The sequence below is a fragment of the Idiomarina sp. 29L genome, assembly GCF_004123135.1.
GTDB lineage: Bacteria > Pseudomonadota > Gammaproteobacteria > Enterobacterales > Alteromonadaceae > Idiomarina.
Window position 1 is genome coordinate 101,608 of sequence record NZ_SDJS01000005.1, and the last position, 20,284, is coordinate 121,891.

At 49.2% G+C, this 20,284-nt stretch carries 22 protein-coding genes; 16 read left to right on the forward strand and 6 right to left on the reverse strand.

Annotated elements, in window-relative coordinates:
- The first annotated feature begins 104 nt into the window (after positions 1–104).
- From argS to hslU, 4 genes are all read left to right on the forward strand, one after another.
- Complete coding sequence (gene argS, locus EST55_RS11165) at positions 105–1,847, forward strand: arginine--tRNA ligase (RefSeq protein ID WP_129497526.1); 1,743 nt, start codon at positions 105–107, stop codon at positions 1,845–1,847.
- A 6-nt stretch (positions 1,848–1,853) separates the two neighbouring features.
- Complete coding sequence (locus EST55_RS11170; RefSeq protein WP_129497527.1) at positions 1,854–2,423, forward strand: SPOR domain-containing protein; 570 nt, start codon at positions 1,854–1,856, stop codon at positions 2,421–2,423.
- A gap of 91 nt (positions 2,424–2,514) precedes the next feature.
- Positions 2,515–3,072 (forward strand): ATP-dependent protease subunit HslV, encoded by a 558-nt coding sequence (gene hslV / locus EST55_RS11175; protein ID WP_129497528.1) that lies wholly within the window; start codon positions 2,515–2,517, stop codon positions 3,070–3,072.
- A gap of 1 nt (position 3,073) precedes the next feature.
- Positions 3,074–4,426 carry an ATP-dependent protease ATPase subunit HslU gene (hslU, locus tag EST55_RS11180; RefSeq protein WP_088767235.1) on the forward strand — a complete coding sequence of 451 codons (1,353 nt, stop codon included), beginning with the start codon at positions 3,074–3,076 and terminating at the stop codon, positions 4,424–4,426.
- 15 nt (positions 4,427–4,441) lie between these two features.
- On the opposite strand, the gene EST55_RS11185 is transcribed toward hslU, so the two are convergent.
- The gene (locus EST55_RS11185; RefSeq protein ID WP_129497529.1) at positions 4,442–6,511 is read right to left on the reverse strand and encodes a bifunctional diguanylate cyclase/phosphodiesterase; all 2,070 of its coding nucleotides are present in this window, start codon (positions 6,509–6,511) and stop codon (positions 4,442–4,444) included.
- A 160-nt stretch (positions 6,512–6,671) separates the two neighbouring features.
- Between EST55_RS11185 and rraA the strand changes: the two genes are divergently transcribed.
- Positions 6,672–7,157 carry a ribonuclease E activity regulator RraA gene (gene rraA, locus EST55_RS11190; RefSeq protein ID WP_100691267.1) on the forward strand — a complete coding sequence of 162 codons (486 nt, stop codon included), beginning with the start codon at positions 6,672–6,674 and terminating at the stop codon, positions 7,155–7,157.
- A complete protein-coding gene (locus tag EST55_RS11195) occupies positions 7,157–8,203 on the forward strand; it encodes a formimidoylglutamase (protein WP_129497530.1) in 1,047 nt (348 codons plus the stop codon). Before rraA ends, EST55_RS11195 begins: the two co-directional genes overlap by 1 nt.
- On the opposite strand, the gene hutI is transcribed toward EST55_RS11195, so the two are convergent.
- On the reverse strand, positions 8,154–9,380 hold the full coding sequence (hutI, locus tag EST55_RS11200; RefSeq protein WP_129497531.1) for an imidazolonepropionase: 1,227 nt from the start codon (positions 9,378–9,380) through the stop codon (positions 8,154–8,156). The two genes, EST55_RS11195 and hutI, sit on opposite strands and share 50 nt — an antisense overlap.
- A gap of 113 nt (positions 9,381–9,493) precedes the next feature.
- On the opposite strand from hutI, the gene hutC reads away from it, so the two are divergent.
- Genes hutC through hutH form a run of 3 tightly spaced genes read left to right on the forward strand, consistent with a single transcriptional unit; the run spans position 9,494 to position 13,414 of the window.
- On the forward strand, positions 9,494–10,195 hold the full coding sequence (gene hutC, locus EST55_RS11205; RefSeq protein ID WP_129497532.1) for a histidine utilization repressor: 702 nt from the start codon (positions 9,494–9,496) through the stop codon (positions 10,193–10,195).
- Between the two features lie 3 nt (positions 10,196–10,198).
- On the forward strand, positions 10,199–11,875 hold the full coding sequence (gene hutU / locus EST55_RS11210; RefSeq protein WP_129497533.1) for a urocanate hydratase: 1,677 nt from the start codon (positions 10,199–10,201) through the stop codon (positions 11,873–11,875).
- Between the two features lie 9 nt (positions 11,876–11,884).
- On the forward strand, positions 11,885–13,414 hold the full coding sequence (gene hutH, locus EST55_RS11215; RefSeq protein WP_129497534.1) for a histidine ammonia-lyase: 1,530 nt from the start codon (positions 11,885–11,887) through the stop codon (positions 13,412–13,414).
- Between the two features lie 16 nt (positions 13,415–13,430).
- On the opposite strand, the gene EST55_RS11220 is transcribed toward hutH, so the two are convergent.
- The 3 genes from EST55_RS11220 to EST55_RS11230 are packed head-to-tail and all read right to left on the reverse strand — an operon-like array spanning position 13,431 to position 15,686.
- Positions 13,431–14,333, reverse strand: coding sequence for a bifunctional GNAT family N-acetyltransferase/hotdog fold thioesterase (locus EST55_RS11220; RefSeq protein ID WP_088767243.1), 903 nt, complete (start codon positions 14,331–14,333; stop codon positions 13,431–13,433).
- A 4-nt stretch (positions 14,334–14,337) separates the two neighbouring features.
- A complete protein-coding gene (gene dtd / locus EST55_RS11225) occupies positions 14,338–14,775 on the reverse strand; it encodes a D-aminoacyl-tRNA deacylase (RefSeq protein WP_129497535.1) in 438 nt (145 codons plus the stop codon).
- Between the two features lie 56 nt (positions 14,776–14,831).
- Positions 14,832–15,686, reverse strand: a complete 855-nt coding sequence (locus EST55_RS11230; RefSeq protein WP_088767245.1) for a virulence factor BrkB family protein — start codon at positions 15,684–15,686, stop codon at positions 14,832–14,834.
- Positions 15,687–15,752: 66 nt separating this feature from the next.
- On the opposite strand from EST55_RS11230, the gene EST55_RS11235 reads away from it, so the two are divergent.
- The 5 genes from EST55_RS11235 (at position 15,753) to EST55_RS11255 (ending at position 18,501) form a co-directional block, all read left to right on the forward strand.
- The gene (locus EST55_RS11235; RefSeq protein WP_129497536.1) at positions 15,753–16,469 is read left to right on the forward strand and encodes an SDR family NAD(P)-dependent oxidoreductase; all 717 of its coding nucleotides are present in this window, start codon (positions 15,753–15,755) and stop codon (positions 16,467–16,469) included.
- 119 nt (positions 16,470–16,588) lie between these two features.
- Complete coding sequence (locus EST55_RS11240; protein ID WP_088767247.1) at positions 16,589–16,831, forward strand: YqaE/Pmp3 family membrane protein; 243 nt, start codon at positions 16,589–16,591, stop codon at positions 16,829–16,831.
- A complete protein-coding gene (locus tag EST55_RS11245) occupies positions 16,828–17,466 on the forward strand; it encodes a DUF2959 domain-containing protein (RefSeq protein ID WP_129497537.1) in 639 nt (212 codons plus the stop codon). Before EST55_RS11240 ends, EST55_RS11245 begins: the two co-directional genes overlap by 4 nt.
- Positions 17,467–17,482: 16 nt before the next feature.
- Positions 17,483–18,001, forward strand: a complete 519-nt coding sequence (locus EST55_RS11250; RefSeq protein ID WP_088767249.1) for an NAD(P)H-dependent oxidoreductase — start codon at positions 17,483–17,485, stop codon at positions 17,999–18,001.
- Complete coding sequence (locus EST55_RS11255; protein ID WP_088767250.1) at positions 18,001–18,501, forward strand: MgtC/SapB family protein; 501 nt, start codon at positions 18,001–18,003, stop codon at positions 18,499–18,501. The genes EST55_RS11250 and EST55_RS11255 overlap by 1 nt, the downstream gene beginning before the upstream one ends.
- Positions 18,502–18,507: 6 nt before the next feature.
- Here the strand turns inward: EST55_RS11255 and EST55_RS11260 are convergent, their stop codons facing one another.
- On the reverse strand, positions 18,508–19,122 hold the full coding sequence (locus EST55_RS11260) for a TetR family transcriptional regulator (RefSeq protein ID WP_129497538.1): 615 nt from the start codon (positions 19,120–19,122) through the stop codon (positions 18,508–18,510).
- Positions 19,123–19,296: 174 nt separating this feature from the next.
- Between EST55_RS11260 and EST55_RS11265 the strand changes: the two genes are divergently transcribed.
- Together EST55_RS11265 and EST55_RS11270 are read left to right on the forward strand one after the other, a co-directional pair.
- Positions 19,297–19,575 (forward strand): DUF3081 domain-containing protein, encoded by a 279-nt coding sequence (locus EST55_RS11265; RefSeq protein ID WP_088767252.1) that lies wholly within the window; start codon positions 19,297–19,299, stop codon positions 19,573–19,575.
- On the forward strand, positions 19,572–20,237 hold the full coding sequence (locus EST55_RS11270; protein ID WP_129497539.1) for a hemolysin III family protein: 666 nt from the start codon (positions 19,572–19,574) through the stop codon (positions 20,235–20,237). The genes EST55_RS11265 and EST55_RS11270 overlap by 4 nt, the downstream gene beginning before the upstream one ends.
- Positions 20,238–20,284 lie beyond the last annotated feature (47 nt).

Here is a 20,284-nt window from a genome sequence, read left to right on the forward strand (position 1 = left end):
ACACTTAAGCGGTTTTTTTTATCGGGCGTAGCGATTAAACTATACGCTTTGAATTTGAGCGTCTTGAATTCCCTCGTCGATTTTTCATATAGGTAGTCGCATTAATGAAAGAACAACTGGAACAGTTACTGGCCGAAGCGATTGGTCAACTTAAAGCACAGGACACTTTGCCTGATGATCTCCCGGTAAATATTAAGTTGGACCGTCCACGAGACAAATCGCACGGTGATTTTGCGACGAACCTCGCACTGATGTTGGCGAAGCCTGCTAAGTCGAACCCGCGTCAGTTAGCCGAAGCCATTATTGAGGCGATTCCAGAAAATACGTTGCTGGCAAAAACCGATATTGCCGGACCGGGTTTTATTAATTTCACGATTTCACAAGACCAGTTGAAAGATCAGCTGAGCGCGATGTTCAGTAGCGACCGCCTGAACGTCGATGTTGCAGATAACAGCGAAACCATTGTTATTGATTATTCGTCGCCGAATTTGGCGAAAGAGATGCACGTTGGTCATTTACGTTCAGCCATTATCGGCGACGCAGTGTCTCGGGTCAGCGAGTTTTTAGGGCATAAAGTCATTCGTCAAAACCATGTCGGCGACTGGGGGACTCAGTTTGGTATGTTGCTGGCGTACATGGAAGCGCTGGACAACCAGTCAGCAGAGTACGAACTGAGCAACTTGGAAACCTTCTATAAAGCGGCGAAACAACGTTTCGATGAAAGTGAAGAATTTGCCGATCGCGCACGCCAGTTGGTGGTGAAGCTGCAGTCTGGCGACGAGTATTGCCTGAAGCTTTGGAACCAGTTTATTGATGTATCTCTCAGCCATTGTCAGGACGTTTATGACCGTTTAGGGGTTAAGTTAACGCGCGACGATGTCATGGCAGAAAGTGCTTACAACGATAAGCTGCCGGGTGTTATTGAACACCTGAAAGAAAAAGGACTGCTGACCGAGGATCAGGGCGCACAGTGTGTGTTCTTGGACGAGTTTAAAGGCAAAGAAGATGAGCCGCTGCCTATTATCGTGCAGAAAAAAGGCGGTGGTTATTTGTATGCCACTACGGACTTAGCGGCCATTGAATACCGCCAAAAAGTATTAGGCGGCGACCACCTGATGTACTTTGTCGACGCGCGTCAGTCGTTGCACTTTGACCAGATTTTTACGCTGGCTCGCAAAGCCGGTTTTGTCGAAGGCGATATTAAACTGGACCATTACGGTTTCGGAACCGTTATGGGCAAAGACGGTAAGCCATACAAAAGCCGTGACGGCGGTGTGACTAAGCTGGCCGACTTGCTGGACGAAGCCGAGCGCCGGGCACTGGAATTACTGCAACAAAAGACGACGGACTTAACCGAAGAAGAGCAAAAACGCGTTGCGGAAGTAGTCGGTATTAGCTCAGTGAAATACGCCGACTTATCGAAAAACCGCACCAGCGACTACATTTTCGACTGGGATCACATGCTGACATTCGAAGGCAATACGGCACCGTATTTGTTGTACGCCTTTACCCGTGTGAACAGTATTTTTTACCGTCTGGGTGAGACTGGTTTTGATGAAAGTGCCGACTTCATTTTAGACGACGAGCGTGAACTTGCGCTGGCAAACCAACTGGTGCGTTTCAACGAAGTGTTGGTGCAGGTTCAGAACAAAGCCATGCCGCACTTTTTATGCGGTTACCTGTTTGATCTTGCCGGTCGTTTCTCAAGTTTCTACGAAGCTTGCCCAATTTTGAATCAGGAAGATGAAGCACTTCGTAACAGTCGTTTGAAGTTAGCACGGTTAACGGCCAATGTGCTGAAGCAGGGCTTAGATTTACTGGGTATTCCAACGCTGGAGAAAATGTAGTTGAGTATGGACTACGCGAATCGTAAGCCGAAGCAAAATAAGCGCAAGCCGTCAAAGAAAAAGGGCAGTAGCAAGAAAACGCGACGTGGCGCCAAGCCGGTTAACGACAGACAGCCAGTGCCGTGGGCTATCGTGATTATTGCGATCGCAATTATTGCTGGCTTTGTCTATTTTCTGGTGTCGATTAGCGGCAAGTCTGAGGAGCAGACCAACCAGCCAGAAGTACAGGCACCACCGGCGGACTTGCTTCCGGAGAAGTCAGCTGAGCGCTGGCGCTATATTGAAGAGCTGGAAAGCAAAGAAGTCGAAGTGGACGTGCCTGAACGCGAAGTGGGACCGCCTAAGCTTATGCAGTGTGGCTCATTCCGTCAGCAGTCAGACGCTGAACGTTTGCGTGCCCAAATTGCGATGGCGGGGTTAGAGTCACAAGTTCGCGCCACCGAAGGCAGTAACGGCTTGTGGTATCGCGTTATTCTGGGTCCTTATGAAACCAAACGTGATGCGGAACGTGATCGCCATAAGTTGCAGCGTAATCAGGTATTTGGCTGCGCCATATGGAACTGGAACATCGATTAGTCCCAGCCCACCATTGAAAAATCCTCAAAGGACCCTCAGATACTGGTCATCGTTGTCATAAATTGACGCAAAGACAAAAGAGGGTCCAGATTTGACTACTATCGTATCGGTACGCCGCGGTGACAAAGTTGTCATTGGTGGTGATGGCCAGGTTTCACTTGGCAACACTGTAATGAAAGGCAATGCACGCAAAGTTCGTCGTCTCTACAACGACCAGGTTTTGGCTGGTTTTGCCGGCGGCACGGCGGATGCTTTTACCTTATTTGAACGTTTTGAAGCGAAGCTGGAACAGCACCAGGGCAACCTGATGCGTGCGGCTGTCGAGTTGGCGAAAGACTGGCGCACCGACAGAGCGCTGAGACGTCTGGAAGCGTTATTGGCCGTTGCCGACAAAGAGTCCTCATTGATCATTACCGGGAACGGCGATGTCGTGCAGCCAGAGAATGACCTTATTGCAATTGGCTCGGGTGGTCCGTTTGCCCAGTCTGCCGCCCGCGCTTTATTAGAAAATACTGAATTAAACGCTCGCGACATAGTGGAGAAGTCACTGACCATTGCGGGTGACATTTGTGTTTATACCAACGGCAATCAAACCATCGAAGAGCAAGAGTCGATTGTCGAAGACAAGACAGCTAAGGGGAAAAGTTAAGATGTCTGAGATGACCCCAAGAGAAATCGTTGATGAATTGAACCGCCATATTATTGGTCAGGACAATGCAAAAAAAGCGGTAGCAGTGGCGTTAAGAAATCGCTGGCGCCGCATGCAGCTCGATGATGACCTGCGTCAGGAAGTGACGCCTAAAAACATTTTGATGATTGGCCCAACGGGCGTGGGTAAAACTGAAATTGCCCGTCGCTTAGCGAAGTTGGCAAAGGCGCCTTTTATTAAAGTGGAAGCGACCAAATTCACGGAAGTGGGTTATGTCGGTAAAGAGATTGAGTCCATTATTAAAGACCTGACCGACGTAGCGGTGAAGCAAACGCGCGAAGAAATGATGCAGCGTGTGCGCTACCGTGCGGAAGAAGCGGCAGAAGAACGTATTCTGGATGTGCTGTTGCCGCCGGCTAAAACCGCGAATCAATCGGGTTGGGCGCAGCAGGAAGAAAAGACTGAAAGCGAAGAGCAGCGCGGTACGCGCCAGGTGTTCCGCAAGAAGCTACGCGAAGGCCAGTTGGACGACAAAGAAATTGAAATTGATTTAGCCATGCCGCAAATGGGTGTTGAAATTATGGCGCCACCGGGTATGGAAGAAATGACGTCGCAGCTACAAAACATGTTCCAGAACATGGGTAGCGAGAAGACCAAAGCGCGCAAAATGCGCATAAAAGACGCTTACAAACAGCTGGTTGAAGAAGAAGCGGCCAAGCTTTTGAACCCCGATGACGTGAAAGAAGCCGCTATTGAGTCGGTTGAGCAGAACGGCATTGTCTTCTTAGACGAGATTGACAAAATTTGTAAGCGTGGCGACACCAGTGGTCCGGATGTTTCCCGTGAAGGCGTACAGCGTGACCTGTTGCCGTTGGTTGAAGGTACGACGGTAAACACCAAGCACGGCATGATTAAAACCGACCATATTCTGTTTATTGCCTCTGGTGCGTTCCAGATGAGCAAGCCGTCGGATTTAATCCCTGAGTTACAGGGTCGCTTGCCTATTCGGGTAGAGCTTGAAGCATTAACCAGCGGTGACTTTGTTCGCATTCTGACTGAGCCAAGCGCCTCGCTAACAACGCAGTATCATGCGTTATTAAACACCGAGGGTGTTGAGGTGAACTTTACCGAAGACGGTATTCAACGCATTGCGGAAGTGGCTTTCCACGTGAACGAAACGACCGAAAACATCGGTGCACGTCGTTTACACACGGTGCTGGAGCGTTTAATGGAAGAAATTTCATTCAATGCAACCGACCATAGTGGCGAGAAGCTGACGGTCGATGCGGCCTACGTGGATGAACACGTTGGGCAGCTGTCACAAGATGAAGACTTGAGTCGCTTCATCCTGTAACGCCATTTAAGTGAATTAATAAGCCGCTACTGCCTCGGGCCGTAGCGGTTTTTTATTGCTTTGAATTTGGCGCTCAATAAATTGCTCGGCAAATTGTTGGCGCATCGGCGGCGAGTAGAAATAGCCCTGCATCATGTCACAGCCAAGCTTTTGCAAAATGTCCTGCTGCTCTTCCGTTTCAATGCCTTCAGCAATGACTCGCTTGCCCAAACCGTGAGCCAAACGAATCATGGCTTTTAAAATGGTTACATCGTTATTGCTTTGCTGAAGTTCACTGACAAAGCTGCGGTCAATTTTAATTTTATTGATAGGCAATGAGCGCAAGTAGGCCAATGAAGAATGCCCTGTCCCAAAGTCATCGATAGCAATACCATAGCCCATTTCACGCAGTCGCTGAACCACACTCATACCATTGTGTAAGTCAGACATAGCAACATTTTCAGTAATTTCGAGTTCCAGCCACTCGGGTTCAATACCGTATTCTTTTTGCAGGCGCTCCATTTTCTCTATGAGCTGGAAATGCTGGAATTGCGGTGCTGATAAGTTAACGGCAATGGGCCAACACATACCGAATAGACGTTTCCAGTGCATCAATATATTGGCGGCTTCATTTAACACCCAATCATCCAGCTCTGCTGAAAGTCCAAGCTGTTCAATGTACGGCAGAAACTCGACAGGGCTGAGCAGGCCGCGTTCAGGGTGCTGCCAACGAATGAGCGCTTCAAATCCGCACAGTTGTTGATGATCAAAGTCGAACTGGGGCTGAAGGTATAGTTGAAACTCGTTGTCGCTCATCGCTTTACGCAGCACCGGCTCCATATCCACTAAATGTGAATACATTTCGTCCATACCACGCTCGTAAAAGGTAGCTTTGGGTTGATGCGACTCTTTTGACTGCGTCAGTGCGATAGTGGCTTTATTGATCAGTAGTTCTGATCGGGTTCCATGTTGTGGGTAGCGGGAGATACCAACACCAGCGACAATATTGACGGTTTCATCATTGATTTCAATAGGCTCTGCAATGCGGTTTTGGATTTCAACCGCTAAGTCTTTAATGCGGTTGCGGCTTTTCAAATGGTCAAAAGCGACGGCGAAAACATCACCGCTGATGCGAGCGACGGTTAATGGTTGTTTATAAAAGTTCTGCAGACGTCTGGCGACTTCTTTCAACACTTGATCACCGCCACGAATACCGATGTTTTCATTCACGACTTTAAAGCGGCTAATACCGACCAGCATAACCGTTAAATGACGGTTGTTACTGCGGCAATACTCAATGAATAATGGAATTTTACTGACTAGCTGGTCGCGGTTAGACACGCCGGTCAGGGCGTCGTGCGTGTGTAAATATTCAGCCCGTTGAATGGCACGAACGGCGGTGTTGCGTTCCGATTCGAGCAACCAGATAATGAGGCCGATCATGACGGCAGCGATAATAATAACGGTCAGTAAAGCCTGAAAGCTGAGTAACCAATCCAGAGCGTTCCCGGTAATAGTGTACATTCCGTAAAGCACGAAGAAGTTTTTAATACCGATACTTAAAAAGCCTGCGGAAACTAATTTAGGCCCAACACCTGAGCCCAGACGGCGCCACATGAATACGCCGATAGCGAATAAAGCAAGACCGGTGACCAGGAACCGCATAAAGCCGGCATTAGCAGTGCTGGAGGTGTAGCTGATAGAAGGCTCTAGCCAGAAATACGAAATAATACCGCCGAACAACGAGGCGGCGTAGGCAACATAAAGCCAATATTGCTTCGGTTTGCTATTAAAGACGGCCGAGCAAGCGCCTAGTCCGATAAACGTAATAGCGAGGTACTGTAACGTCAGCGCTATACCCTGTAAGCCGCTGGACCAGCTGAGAGCTGACTCCGGATTGACCATAGCGCTGCTGGATAAAAGCGCCCGAATAAGCTCACTGGGACCAAATGCGAAGCCCGCAAATGACCATAAACGCAGGTAATCTCGACGGTAAAAGCTGTAGTAGTACAGCAGCAGCGCCGCGAAGCCCAGCAAAAACAATGCTTGTATCGCATGAGTAAAGGATTCTATGGCCAGACTGGTGATCAGATCGAGCTGAGGCATTAAGATTGATTCTGCTTTTATTATTCTTATAGTTACCTAGATTAAACGGGTTTTTATTCTATAATTCAAGAGGTTCGTGCGCTGCTATTGAATCCTTTAGTAATATGAGGATAGCAGGTATACTCCTAGCCCAAGCCAACAGTGACTTTAGGATACGCTCATGGAATACAATACTTCGGAACTTTGTGACCTTTATCCTGACATGGTGGATGTGGTCGAGCCCATGTTTGAATCCTACGGTGGACGCGCCTCTTTCGGCGGACGCTTAGTGATTGTTAAATGTCATGAAGACAAAGGCATTATTGAAGAAACGGTCGCGGAAGATGGCGGCGGAAAGGTGCTTTTGGTTGATGGCGGAGGCTCTTCACGCCGAGCGTTAATTGATGCCGCTATTGCTGAGCAGGCAATGGACAACGACTGGGAAGGTATCGTGTGCTATGGCTCCGTGCGTGATGTTGATGCGTTAGAAGAGCTGGATATTGGCATTTTAGGTGTCGCTTCAATTCCGGTTGCTGCAATGAGCGACGGTATTGGCGAGTTGAATGTGCCGGTGAATTTCGGCGGTGTTACCTTCCTGCCTGATGATCATTTATACGTCGATACCACCGGCGTTATCTTGTCACCTGAACCACTTGATATTGAGTAATGAGCGATATTTCATTTCTGGAACTGACGGACCCGGCAAAGTGGGTGAATGTCAGAGAGCATGAAACGAAAATAGGTCAGGCAATACGGGTGCTTTCAGAAGAAGGCACCTATGAAGAGAGCCTTCAGGAAGCCTGGAATGATGGTCAGCGCGTTGCCTTAGTGGGTATTCCGGAAAGTATCGGAGTACGCGGGAATTTAGGGCGCGGCGGCGCTGAAGATGGTTGGCAGGCGTTCTTAAAAAGCTTTTTGAACCTGCAAAAAACGGGTCTTTTGTCGACTCACGAACTGCTGTTAGTTGGCGCTGTAAATTGTGCTGACTTAATGGATAAAGCAGCAGGTTTAAACGCGAAAAAACCACACGACTTAGCGGAATTAAGAGAGCTGTGCGCTCAAGTCGATGCTCGTGTGCAGGCTGTGATTAAGCCTTTGTTTGAGCAAGGCTTTGAGGTTATCGTCATTGGTGGCGGTCACAACAATGCGTATCCCCTGCTGACAAGTTTGTCTGATACATCAAAAGAAGCCTGTGGTTCCGTCAATTTAGATCCTCATGCCGACTTCCGACCGCGAGAGGGTCGACATTCTGGCAATGGTTTCAGCTATGCCTACATGGAAGGCGCGCTGGAGTATTATCATGTTGTCGGTCTTCACCAGGGCAAAAACTCGGCGGACAGTTTGCGACAATTACAGGACGCTGGCATGCGCTATCACACCCTGCACCGATTGTATGAGCGTCCCTTTTATGAAGTGATGGACGAAGTCGTCGCTAAGGCAGACTCCTGGCAGCGGCCGTTAGGTATTGAAGTGGATGTCGACGCGTTAAATGCCGTGCCGGCAAGCGCCGTGAATTATGCAGGGCTTAGCCTGGCGCAAGGGTTTCAGTACGTGAAGCGCTTAGCTGAAGTGAATGAAGCTCGTTATTTGCATCTGGCAGAAGCGGCACCGTCGTTATGCAGCGCCGGCTTTGAAGAAGGCCTGAAAATATGTGGCCAGCTGCTTAGCGAGCTGACCACGGCTTACTTACACGGTCGTGAGCGACGCCGTTAAACCACAAGATTTGCAGCGGGTTAACGCCGGTTTGGTAAGTTAGCTCGGCTGCATCCTGGCATTTCCACAAGGCTAAATCGGCGTAGTTACCTTCCGCAATAACACCTCGTTGCGTTTCTCCCAGCGCTTTAGCCGCATTAACCGTCACACCGCGCAGGCATTCTTCAGGCGTTAAATGGAAGAAGGTTGCCGCCATTTGTAACATCAGTGGCAAATTATGAATGGGCGACGAGCCCGGGTTGGCATCTGTTGCTACCGCCATAGGCACTTTATACTTTCTTAATAGATCAATGGGTGGCTTTTGCGTATCCCGCAGGAAGTAAAATGCGCCGGGTAACAATACAGCCACCGTACCGTTCTCCGCCATCGCTTTAACGCTGTCTTCGTCAAGTTGCTCTAAGTGATCAGCCGACAAGGCTTTATATTCAGCCGCCAGTTTTGCACCTTGCTGGTTAGTTATCTGCTCGGCATGAAGTTTCACCGGCAACTCAAGCGCTTTTGCCTGCTCAAAGACGCGACGCGTTTGTTCAATACTAAAGCCGATGCTTTCACAAAAGGCATCGACCGCATCGACAAGCCCTTCCTGAGTGAGTGTTGGCAGAATATTGTTGACGATATCGTCAACATAGCCGTCGGCGTTGTCTTGATATTCAGGGGGGACAGCATGAGCGGCCAGCAACGTTGTTTTCACGTGCACCGGTAGTCTTTCGGCCAACTGACGTGCGACTTTTAATTGCTTTCGCTCATTTTCCAGGTCAAGACCGTACCCGGACTTCACTTCCAGCGTCGTGACGCCTTGCGACATGAGGGCTTCTGCTCGCTCTAAAGCCAGTGCCAGTAACTCTTCTTCGTCGGCTTCGCGGGTGGCCTTTACGGTGCTTTTGATACCGCCACCCTGCTCTGCAATTTCCTGATAACTCATGCCATGCAGGCGCTGAGCAAACTCATTAGCACGGGAACCAGCCCAAACCAGATGAGTGTGGCAGTCGATAAGCCCGGGGGTCAGTAACCCACCGTTACCATCGACAACGTCCGCTGTGGGTGTTGCCGGTGCGTCATACGCCGGACCCACAAACTCAATTTTACCGTCGTTAATAATCACTACGGCGTCTTTTATAAGCCCATAGCCGGTGTCATCGGACATGGTCGCGGCAGTAATATTTTCGATGCGCTGCATAATTATCCTTACTGATTACGATGCTAAAAAGAATAGCAAAACAAGCTTGTATATACAATTGTTCTCAACTAAACTTTCTCCTCACAACTGCCTGTTTAGCGGTGAGGGATGCAGTGAACAAATTTACCAAAATCAAAGAACATATTTACCACAAAATTGAGTCTGGTGAGTGGCCTGAGAATCATCCGGTTAGCTCGGAAAACGCGTTGTGTAAGCAGTTTTCGGTAAGCCGAATGACCGCTCGCAGAGCCTTGCAGGAATTGGCTGATGAAGGATTAGTCATACGCACTCAAGGCTCGGGTACTTATGTGGCACCGATTAAGTCACAAACATCGTTTATGGCTATTCGCAATATTGCTGACGAAGTGCGCTCGCGCGGGCATGACTACCGTGCCAAAGTACATTTACTGAAAGAGCAACCCGCCTCAGCACAAATTGCCGAAGCATTAGAGCTTGAAGAAGGTGCCCCTGTTTATCATTCGTTGATAACGCACTATGAGAATGACCAGCCGGTGCAACTGGAAGAGCGTTTTGTGAACCCAACACTGGTCTCTGATTACCTCAAACAGGACTACAGCAAAGTGACGCCGCATGAATACCTCTGTGTGGTGAGTCCACTGACTGAAGCTAGCCATCAAATTGAAGCCATTTTGCCGGTTCACTCGGTCTGCCAATACTTGAGCATTGACCGTCATGAGCCTTGTTTACGCATTTTTCGCCGCACCTGGAGCTCGGGCGGCGTGGTGACTTTTGCCACGCTGACGCATCCCGGCTCTCGTTTTAAGTTAGGCGGCCACTTAACGTTTAAGGAGTAACGTATGTCATTCACCCGTTTGGATAAAAATCGCAAAATCAGCGCACCTCATGGAACCGAGCTCACCACCTGTAACTGGCAGGTAGAGGCGGCCAAGCGCATGTTGATGAATAACCTGGACGACGAAGTTGCGGAGCACCCGCAAGCGTTAGTTGTTTATGGTGGTATTGGCCGCGCGGCACGCAGCTGGGAATGCTATGACAAAATTATAGAGACGTTAGAGCGCCTGAAACCTAATGAGTCGCTATTGATTCAGTCCGGTAAACCAGTGGGCGTCTTCCCGACACACGAAGATGCTCCGCGCGTACTGATTGCAAACTCCAACCTTGTGCCGGAGTGGGCCAATTGGGATCACTTTAACGAACTGGATAAAAAGGGTCTGATGATGTACGGCCAGATGACCGCCGGTTCGTGGATTTATATTGGCTCACAAGGCATTGTTCAGGGCACTTACGAAACCTTTGGTGCGGTGTCACGTCAGCATTTCAACGGTGATGCTAAAGGTAAGTGGGTACTGACAGGCGGTCTGGGTGGTATGGGCGGCGCTCAACCATTAGCGGCGACGATGGCTGGTTTTTGTATGCTGGCAGTTGAATGTGACGAGACCCGCATCGATTTCCGTCTGCGTACCCGTTATGTCGACCACAAGGCGACCAGCCTCGATGAAGCGTTGCAGCTGATTAACGACGCTAAAGATAAAGGCGAAGCCATTTCTGTTGGTTTGTTAGGTAACGCCGCTGATGTTTACGCAGAGCTTCAAAAACGTGGTGTAACGCCGGATGTGGTAACGGACCAAACGTCCGCACATGACCCTTTGCATGGTTACTTACCACAAGGCTGGACACTGGATGACTATAAAGCGAAGCAGGAAAGCGACCCAAGCGGCACCGTAGCCGCTGCGAAAGAGTCGATGGCGGTGCAGGTGCGCGCCATGCTGCACTTCCAAAAAGACGGTGCGGCGGTACTGGATTACGGCAACAACATCCGCCAAATGGCGAAAGACGTTGGCGTTGATAACGCCTTTGACTTCCCGGGTTTCGTACCGGCTTACATTCGTCCACTGTTCTGCGAAGGCATAGGTCCATTCCGTTGGGTGGCGCTTTCGGGCGACCCGGAAGACATTTACAAAACTGACCAAAAAGTGAAAGAACTGATTCCGGACAACGAGCACCTGCACAACTGGCTGGATATGGCTAAAGAACGTATTAGCTTCCAGGGCTTGCCGTCACGTATTTGCTGGATTGGCCTGAAAGATCGTGCCCGCATTGCTCGTGCGTTTAACGACATGGTTAAAAGCGGTGAGTTAAAAGCACCAATCGTGATTGGTCGGGATCACTTAGACTCAGGCTCGGTAGCCAGTCCTAACCGTGAAACAGAAGCCATGCAGGACGGTTCAGACGCCGTTTCTGACTGGCCGTTGTTGAATGCCCTGTTAAACACCGCAGGCGGTGCAACCTGGGTGAGTCTGCACCACGGAGGCGGTGTTGGCATGGGATATTCTCAGCACGCCGGTGTGGTGATTGTGGCTGATGGTACCGAAGCGGCTGACAAACGTTTAAGCCGAGTGCTCTGGAATGACCCGGGAACCGGTGTTATGCGTCATGCGGATGCTGGCTACGACATTGCTAAGAACTGTGCCCGCGAGGAAGGTCTTGATTTACCTATGCTGGATACGAAGTAAGGAGGTTGCATGAGTCATTTTGAATTACAACCAGGAAAGTTGACACTGAGCGATTTGCGCCGCTGGTTTTACGAGCATCAAACGTTGACGTTGTCTGATGAAGCGAACGACAACATTGCGACTTCCGCAAAAACCGTTGCCGATGTGCTTGAGCAGGGACGTGTGGTTTACGGTATTAATACGGGCTTTGGGCTGCTGGCGAATACGCGCATTCCGCCGGAGCGCCTGACTGATCTTCAGCGCCGCATTGTCTTGTCGCACGCTGCGGGTACCGGCGATTTAATGGAAGACGCGGTTGTGCGCTTAATGCTGCTGTTAAAAGTCAATTCACTGTCGCGCGGCTTTTCCGGTGTGCGGCCGGTTGTTATTGATGCGCTCATTAAGCTGTTGAACGCTGAAGTGTACCCATGTGTTCCAGAAAAAGGCTCGGTAGGCGCGTCGGGCGACTTGGCCCCATTGGCGCACATGGTGTTACCACTTCTGGGTGAAGGTACGGTTCGCTATAAAGGTGAAGTGTACGACGCTAAAGAAGGGATTAAACACGCCGGTTTGGAGCCGTTTGAGTTGGCGCCGAAAGAGGGTCTGGCTTTGTTAAATGGTACTCAGGCGTCCACTGCGTTAGCGTTAGCCGGACTGTTCCGCATTGAGCGCAATTATCACGCTGCCATTTTGGTAGGCGCAACATCTGTAGAAGCCGCCATGGGTTCCCGCTCACCGTTTGATGAGCGTGTGCATGCGGTACGTGGTCAGCCTGGGCAAATGAAAGCGGCGGAAATGTTCCGTCATGTACTGACCAAAACGTCTGAAATTGCCAAAGATCACGAAGATTGTGAAAAAGTGCAGGACCCTTATTCACTGCGCTGTCAGCCTCAGGTTATGGGTGCCGTGCTTGATCAAATGGAGCATGCGTCAGCCATTTTGGAGCGTGAAGCTAATGGGGTAACTGATAACCCGCTGGTGTTCAGTGAAGAGCAGGACATTATTTCAGGTGGTAACTTCCACGCTGAACCCGTTGCTATGGCGGCCGATGTTCTGGCGATTGCCGCGAGCGAAATTGGTGCTTTGTCAGAGCGCCGTAGTGCTTTGCTGATAGACAGCAACTTAAGCAAGCTTCCTGCATTCCTGGTGAATGACGGCGGCGTCAACTCGGGCTTTATGCTGGCGCAGGTGACTGCAGCGGCACTGGCCTCTGAGAATAAAACCTTGGCGCACCCGGCCTCTGTCGACAGCATGCCAACGTCTGCTAATCAGGAAGATCATGTGTCGATGGCCACCTTCGCGGCACGTCGCCTGACGGATATAGCAAACAATGTCAGCGACATTATTGCCATTGAGTGGTTAGAAGCGGCGCAAGGTCTGGACTTCCGTCGTCCGTTAAAAGCGTCTGCAGCGGTTGAAACGGCCTTTAACTGCTTGCGTGAGCAAGTCGCCTATTATGACCAGGATCGCTATTTTGCCCCGGACATTAAGGCGGCCAGTGACTTAATTAAAAATGGTGAGCTGGCGGCAGTGGTGAAACTACCGCATATTTTGTCTTAAGCTTTGGTTTTAAGCGCTAATCGCGTTTAGCCAGCACAACAAAGCGACCGGTGAATTCTGCCACCGGTCGCTCTTCATCCAGAATTTGTGCTTTCATCATTAAACGCGCATTTTTTCCCTCTTTAAGCGCTGAAAAATCTCCCGTGACATCGCTTAATCGAGCCACTGCCCGCGGCTCTTGCGTGACCGGTTTATGATAGTGAATATTGCCATCGCCCAGTACAACGGCGCCTTCCAATTCCCGTTCGAGCAGTTGTAAGTGCAATAGCCCCCAGCAGGTTAGCGTGCCCAGTGAATAGATACTGCCGGCGAACATGGTGCCATGCACATTCACGTTACGTGACAATTGGGCGCGGGTTTCGAAAACGCGGCCCGTGTATTGATGAATTTTGATGCCCATCGCGTCAGAAATAGGAATGTCATCTTGCCAGGTCTTTTGCAGCTCTGCGCACCAGTCGGGGCGGTAAATAATACGGTTGTAGTCGTTAAATGACTTGCGCAACTGGTGCTCAGCCATGGGGTTGTTAACGGTATCCGCTTCCTCGACAATGTCGTACCCACACTTTCGATAAAACCCAATGGTATTATCGCGCGAATTAATCACAACATGGGTGGCGCCTTCCTGACGCGCCGCTATTTCCAGTGCGTAAATAATGGCAACGCCGTGGCCTTCGCCCCGATACTCTGGCGCAACGGCCATGAAGCGAATTTGTGCTTCCTCAGGACTGTTAAAGTGTAGCCGTCCTACCGCGACAGCCTCGTCGGCTTCGTTAACCACCATGCGGTGATGACCGACTTGATCGTACTCGTCCTGTTCAGAGCCTAAGGGGCGTTGAAAGGGCTCGCGCAGTACTCGCCAGCGTAGGTAAAAGTAGCGCTCCAGCTCGGTTTCATTCTGTGGTGTGATCACGCGGTACATAACTTTACACCCTTAATTCAAACGTAACAGGACCGTTATTGACCAGTTCCACTTGCATGTCGGCAGCAAACTGACCGGTTTCGACCGGCAAACCGAGCTTTTTCATAGCGTCGCAGAAGTGTAAATAGAGCGCTTTCGCCTGCTCTGGTGTTGCGGCCGATGAAAAGCTGGGACGGCGGCCTTTTCGGGTGTCTGCTGCTAATGTGAACTGCGACACCACCAATACAGAGCCTGACTCGTCGATAACGCTGTTATTCATCTTGCCTTCGCTGTCGGTGAAAACGCGATAATTGGCAATGCGTTGAGCAAGTTTCTCAGCCGCTGCTTCGTCATCTGCGTGTTCGACACCCAACAAAACAAGCAGCCCCTTGTCTATAGAGCCAACGCTTTGGTTGTCGACGGTGACTTGTGCACGAGATACCCGCTGAATCAGTCCTATCATGTTAACCCGAGTTTGTTTAAACGAACCTGTTATGGTCTTTTAAAAACAGCCGCAGGTCAATCAGAAGTCGGCTCTTCCGGTAATTGCTGGTATTCCTCGAGGCTGACCGTTAACACAGCACCTGTGAGGACAATCATCCACGACAGGTAAACCCAAATAATCAGAATGGGTACGGTGGCCAACGCCCCGTAAATGGCTTGATAGGTCGGAAATGAAGTGATGTATAACGAAAAAAGTTGCTTGCTTAGCTCAAATAAAATGGCCGCAATAACGGCGCCAAAGGCAGCGTACCGAAGTTTTACCTGGCGGTTTGGGACCAATTGATACATTAACGTGAAAAATATAAACGACGTAGCGACCGGCACCATCCATAAGGTAAAACTGCGGGCGCCGGAAATATACTCATCAGCGAACTGGCTGAGTGAAATGAGATAAGACGTTGCGGCAAGTCCTGAACCAATCAGTAACGGCCCCAGAGTTAATAGCATCCAGTACACTGCGAAAGAGACCAGCCAGTGGCGCTTGTTGACGTCGCGCCAGATATTATTTAATGCCTTATCAATGGCCGACATGAGGGTAATGGCAACAATAAACAAAAAGCCGACACCCACCGCCGTCATTTTTGACGCATTGGCGACAAATTCATTGATGTATTCCTGCAGCTGTTCGCCAGAGGTTGGCAATAAATTCGCGAACAACGCTTGTTCCAAATTACCTTTTAGCTCTTCAAAAACCGGAAACGCTGAAAAAATGGTAAACATGACAACCAGCAGCGGCACTAGTGAGAGTAGGCTAACATAGGTTAAATGCCCTGCCGTCACGTTGATGCTGTCGCTGTTAAACCGGCGCCCGAAATAGGTTAAAAATCGCCAAGTCTCACCCGCGTAATGTTTCCAGTCTGTTTGTTTCATGCGATTGAGCCGCTTACCTTTCTTTTGCGTAGTCATTAAAGACTATCATGATTGAGGACACGTTAAATGGCAATGGTGATATTGGGTGCTGGCGGCGGGCTTGGAAAAGCCCTGACAAATGCTCTCACCGCCGAATACCCTGAAGAAACCATCGTTACTGTATCGAGACAGGCATTGGAAACGCCGGGTGAACGTATACAACGGATACAAGTAAGGGATTACAGCGAAGACGCTTTGAATACCCTTGTTGATGACTTCCAAAGCCAGGGGCTCAAGTTGGCCGGGCTTATTTCAACGATAGGTATGCTGCACGACGACGATACGTTTCCGGAAAAGAAATTGGGCGACTTAAAGGAAGACAATTTACGCAAGCTTTTCGATGTTAATGCCATTCAGCCAATTTTGGCATTAAAGTCATTCAGTTCAGTTTTAGACAGAAAGCACACGAAGTTCTGGGTGCAGCTGTCGGCGAAAGTCGGCAGCATTGAAGACAACTATTTGGGCGGTTGGTACGCCTACAGAGCGAGTAAAGCCGCGTTAAATATGTTGCTGAAAACAGCATCTATAGAGCTCAAACGAACCCATAAGCGCTTAGTCGTTGCAGCCATTCACCCTGGCACCACAGATACAGTCCTCTCAAAACCGTTCCAAAGCAGGATACCTGATGAAAAATTGTATACACCGGAATTGTCTGCTAAAAGAATTATTAAGGTTATCAAAGAGATTCAGCCAGAGAATACCGGTAAATTATGGCATTGGGATGGAACAGAGTTGCCTTATTAATCGCCTGAGGGGTTGATCTGGTTTCGTTACTTTTCGGTAAGAAACGGTAATAGTTATTTGCTTTTACACTGAGAATATCGGTTAATTGATAGCAAGGCCTTTCAGTGTAAGGAGTTTTTATGCTTTATATATTAGCCATTTTATTTCCGCCGTTGGCTATTTTGTTCACGGGGAAAATATTCCAGGCCATTTTCAATTTAATTATAGCGGTAGTGGGTGTGGTGTTGTTCATTGTGTCAATTGGCGCCTTGGGCATTGTCTATTTAATTGCGATTATTCACGCCATTATTGCGGTACATGACTATCGTCAACGCAAGCGCGATGAACGGTTAATTAAAGCGGCAAGAGGACAAGATAAATGAAACAGTGGATAGTTCCGGTAGCAGCAGTCCTCGCTCTTTCTGCCTGCCAAAGTGCGTATTATGGCACCATGGAAAAGTTTGGTGTTGAGAAGCGTGACATTCTCGTGGAGCGCGTTGACGATGCCCGCGATTCGCAAGCTGATGCTCAGGAAGAATTTCGTTCGGCTTTCGAACGCCTTGACGAAATGTTGAACATTGAAGGCGGCGAACTGGAAGAAACCTACAACGCGCTTAATGACGATTACGAAGACAGCAAAGCGGCAGCCGAGGATGTGAGAGATCGCATCGATGCGGTTGATGATGTCGCCCAGGATTTATTCGACGAATGGAGCGAAGAGCTTGGTGAGTACAGCAATGACAACATGCGTCGCCAAAGTGAACGCCAGCTCCGTGAAACAGAACGTCGTTATGGGGAGCTCCTGCGAGTTATGGAACGGGCTGCCGACAAAATGCAGCCAGTGCTGGATAAAATGCAGGATAACGTGCTTTATCTGAAGCACAATTTAAACGCCAAAGCGATAGATGCCATTCGAGGTGAATTTAACAATCTGCAAAATGACATTTCGTCGTTAATTGCAGAGATGGAAGCATCTATTGAAGAGTCAAATCGCTTTATTGAGTCAATGAAGCAGTAATCAGTTAGGAGACAGTATGACGGTATTATTTATCGGGGGCAGCCGCCGCAAAGAGTCGCTGAATACGAAACTAAAACACCGACTGGTGGAGGTGGCAGAAAAGCATGGTATACAACACAAACTGCTGGATGCTGACGCTTTGGATGCGCCGATTTATCATGGGGATCTGGAAGAAGCTGAAGGTGTGCCTGAGTCAATGCAGGCGTTGGCGAAAGCCATTGATGCTGCCGACAAAGTGGTGCTAGTCAGTCCGGAATATAATTCGTCGGTATCTCCTTTGATTAAAAATGCGATTGACTGGGTTTCACGCCTTGATATGCAGGCATGGAGTGGAAAAACCGTCTTGCTGGCGGCCGCGTCACCGGGCGGTTTAGGCGGTTTACGCGCGGTCAGTCATCTGCGCGATATACTGGCCAATGTAAAGGCATGGACGGCGCCAATGTGTGCGAGTTGCCCCAATGCCAGTGACAGCGCTATTGCGTCAATGGACGAAGAGTTTTTAATTAATTTCCTGCGTCAGGGAGACAACGGTTAGTGATAGATTGGCAATTGGTTCAGGAGTTAGGACCTTATTCCTGGGAAGGCATAGGCACAGCGCTTTTGTGTGGTGCCATTGTTGGTATAGAACGGCAGGTTCGCGGAAAGCCCGTCGGCATTAGAACGTCAGCTCTTATTACTATCGGTACGTATCTATTTTTGGCGGGTGGCTCGTCGGTATTGTCAGAAACGGGCGATCCATCACGCATCATCGGCCAGATTATCACTGGTGTTGGCTTTCTTGGCGCGGGAGTGATGCTGGCGCGTGATGGTGTTGTTGTCGGTGTCACATCAGCCGCTACGATTTGGGCATTAGCGGCTATCGGTATTGCTGTTGGGCTTGGTATGTATGGTGTCGGTATCGTACTTTCTTTAGTTATTGTGGGTGTATTGCTTGGCGTTGACTTACTAGAAGATACCTTTCAGTCACTGACCAAAGGCGTGCACCGAAAGTACAGTGGCTGGCGCCGGCGACGCGGCGACAGCAACGAGCCTTAGTGGTGTTTAACGCGGCAATCCTTTGACATAAGTGTCTATAGCGGTATTACCGTACTCAACCAGAGGGAAGAAGTCGGGCGCCAGTAACCAGTTGTAAATGAGCCCGTCAACCAAGGAAAATAAACCAATAACAGCCATTCTTGCCTCAATAGTTGGGGCAATTTCGCCAGCATCGATTGCTTTCTGGAAGAGGTTTTCAACATCATCAATACACTCATTCCGGCCGCTGACATGTCGAAGTTTTATTGGATTCACTTCGTCGATATACTCGCATTTATGAAGCAGTATGCTTGCAAGCGATTGAACTTGAGGCTCGTTCTGAACTCTTGCCAAAAACTCCTTTGAGCGAGCTTTAATTTCTTCGAGAATTCCAAACTCACTGGTCTCTGAAATTTGCTCGCGCATTTCGTCAATAGGCAACTTAACGCGCCCCATCAACGACTCAATGAGATCCATTTTATTTTCAAAATGGTGGTATATCGCACCGCGAGTCACACCGGCTTTTTCTGCCACGTGCATCATTGACGTATGGGTCACGCCCTTTTCACTGAACAACGCCTCAGCGGCGTCCAGTAATTTAGAGCGAGTTTCCATGGCGTCTTCTTTAGTGCGTCTAACCATTGTGAACTCCAATTACTTAACATTCGTTCATTATTATAACGGATTCTAATTAATCATGCACATGTGTATGTAAAAACTTAGGCAACTAAATTCAAACATTTGTTCCAAATCGGTTGTCGAAATGGTTTTAGACCCCAATAATAAAGGTATACATTTAACAAGAAGAGGTGCGGCATGAAAAACGAGCTAGACACAAAATTAATGCTTGATGCTTATGAAAAAATTCAGACCCACGGCGAAGCGCGTCAGGGACGCCATTATTTAGACGGCATAGAAGCTTATACCGATCATGACGGCTATACCGTTTTTTTAGAAGGTTACGGAGTCACGCTGACGCTTCAATTTCATAGTTCTTACCACTTGAATTATGAGAACGAATCACAAGTCGATAAATTTATTCGAGCGGTAAAAAATATTGCGGACGGTTACGAGACACCAGGGTACGAGCGATGAGCCAGCATAAAGCCTACACGGCGATGGAAGAAGTCGCGCATGCGCTGACCCACGGTATTGGGGCGGCGTTAAGCATTGCGGCTTTAGTCGTCATGATACTCTGGTCTGTCGCCTATGGCGACGCCTGGCACGTCGTTGCGGCAAGCGTTTACGGGGCGAGCCTTATTTTGCTCTACACGGCGTCAACGCTCTACCATGCTTTTCCCTGGCCGAATATAAAAGCGGTGTTTCAGCAGCTTGATCATGCGGCTATTTATATTCTGATTGCCGGTACTTACACCCCATTTGCACTGATTAATTTGCGCGGTGTCTGGGGCTGGACGTTACTGGGGATTGTCTGGGGTATTGCCATTGTCGGAGTGGTGCTTGAGCTGGCCATGACCAAACGTATTAAATGGCTGTCACTGAGCTTATATTTAGGTCTGGGCTGGATGGCGCTTATTGCAATAAAACCCATGATAGATAATGTCGATTTCGGTGGCTTAATGCTACTGGTAGCAGGCGGGCTGGCTTATACGTTTGGGGTCATTTTTTATGTGTGGAAGTCACTGCCGTACCATCATGCTATTTGGCATTTATTCGTGTTAACGGGCAGTATTTTTCATTTCTTCTCTATTTTCTATTTTGTTCTGCCGCAACCGGAGCTTGTCGCTGCCAGCTAAACATCGTTGCGGCAATTTCCAGACACATACAAAAAGCCCCGCCGTTA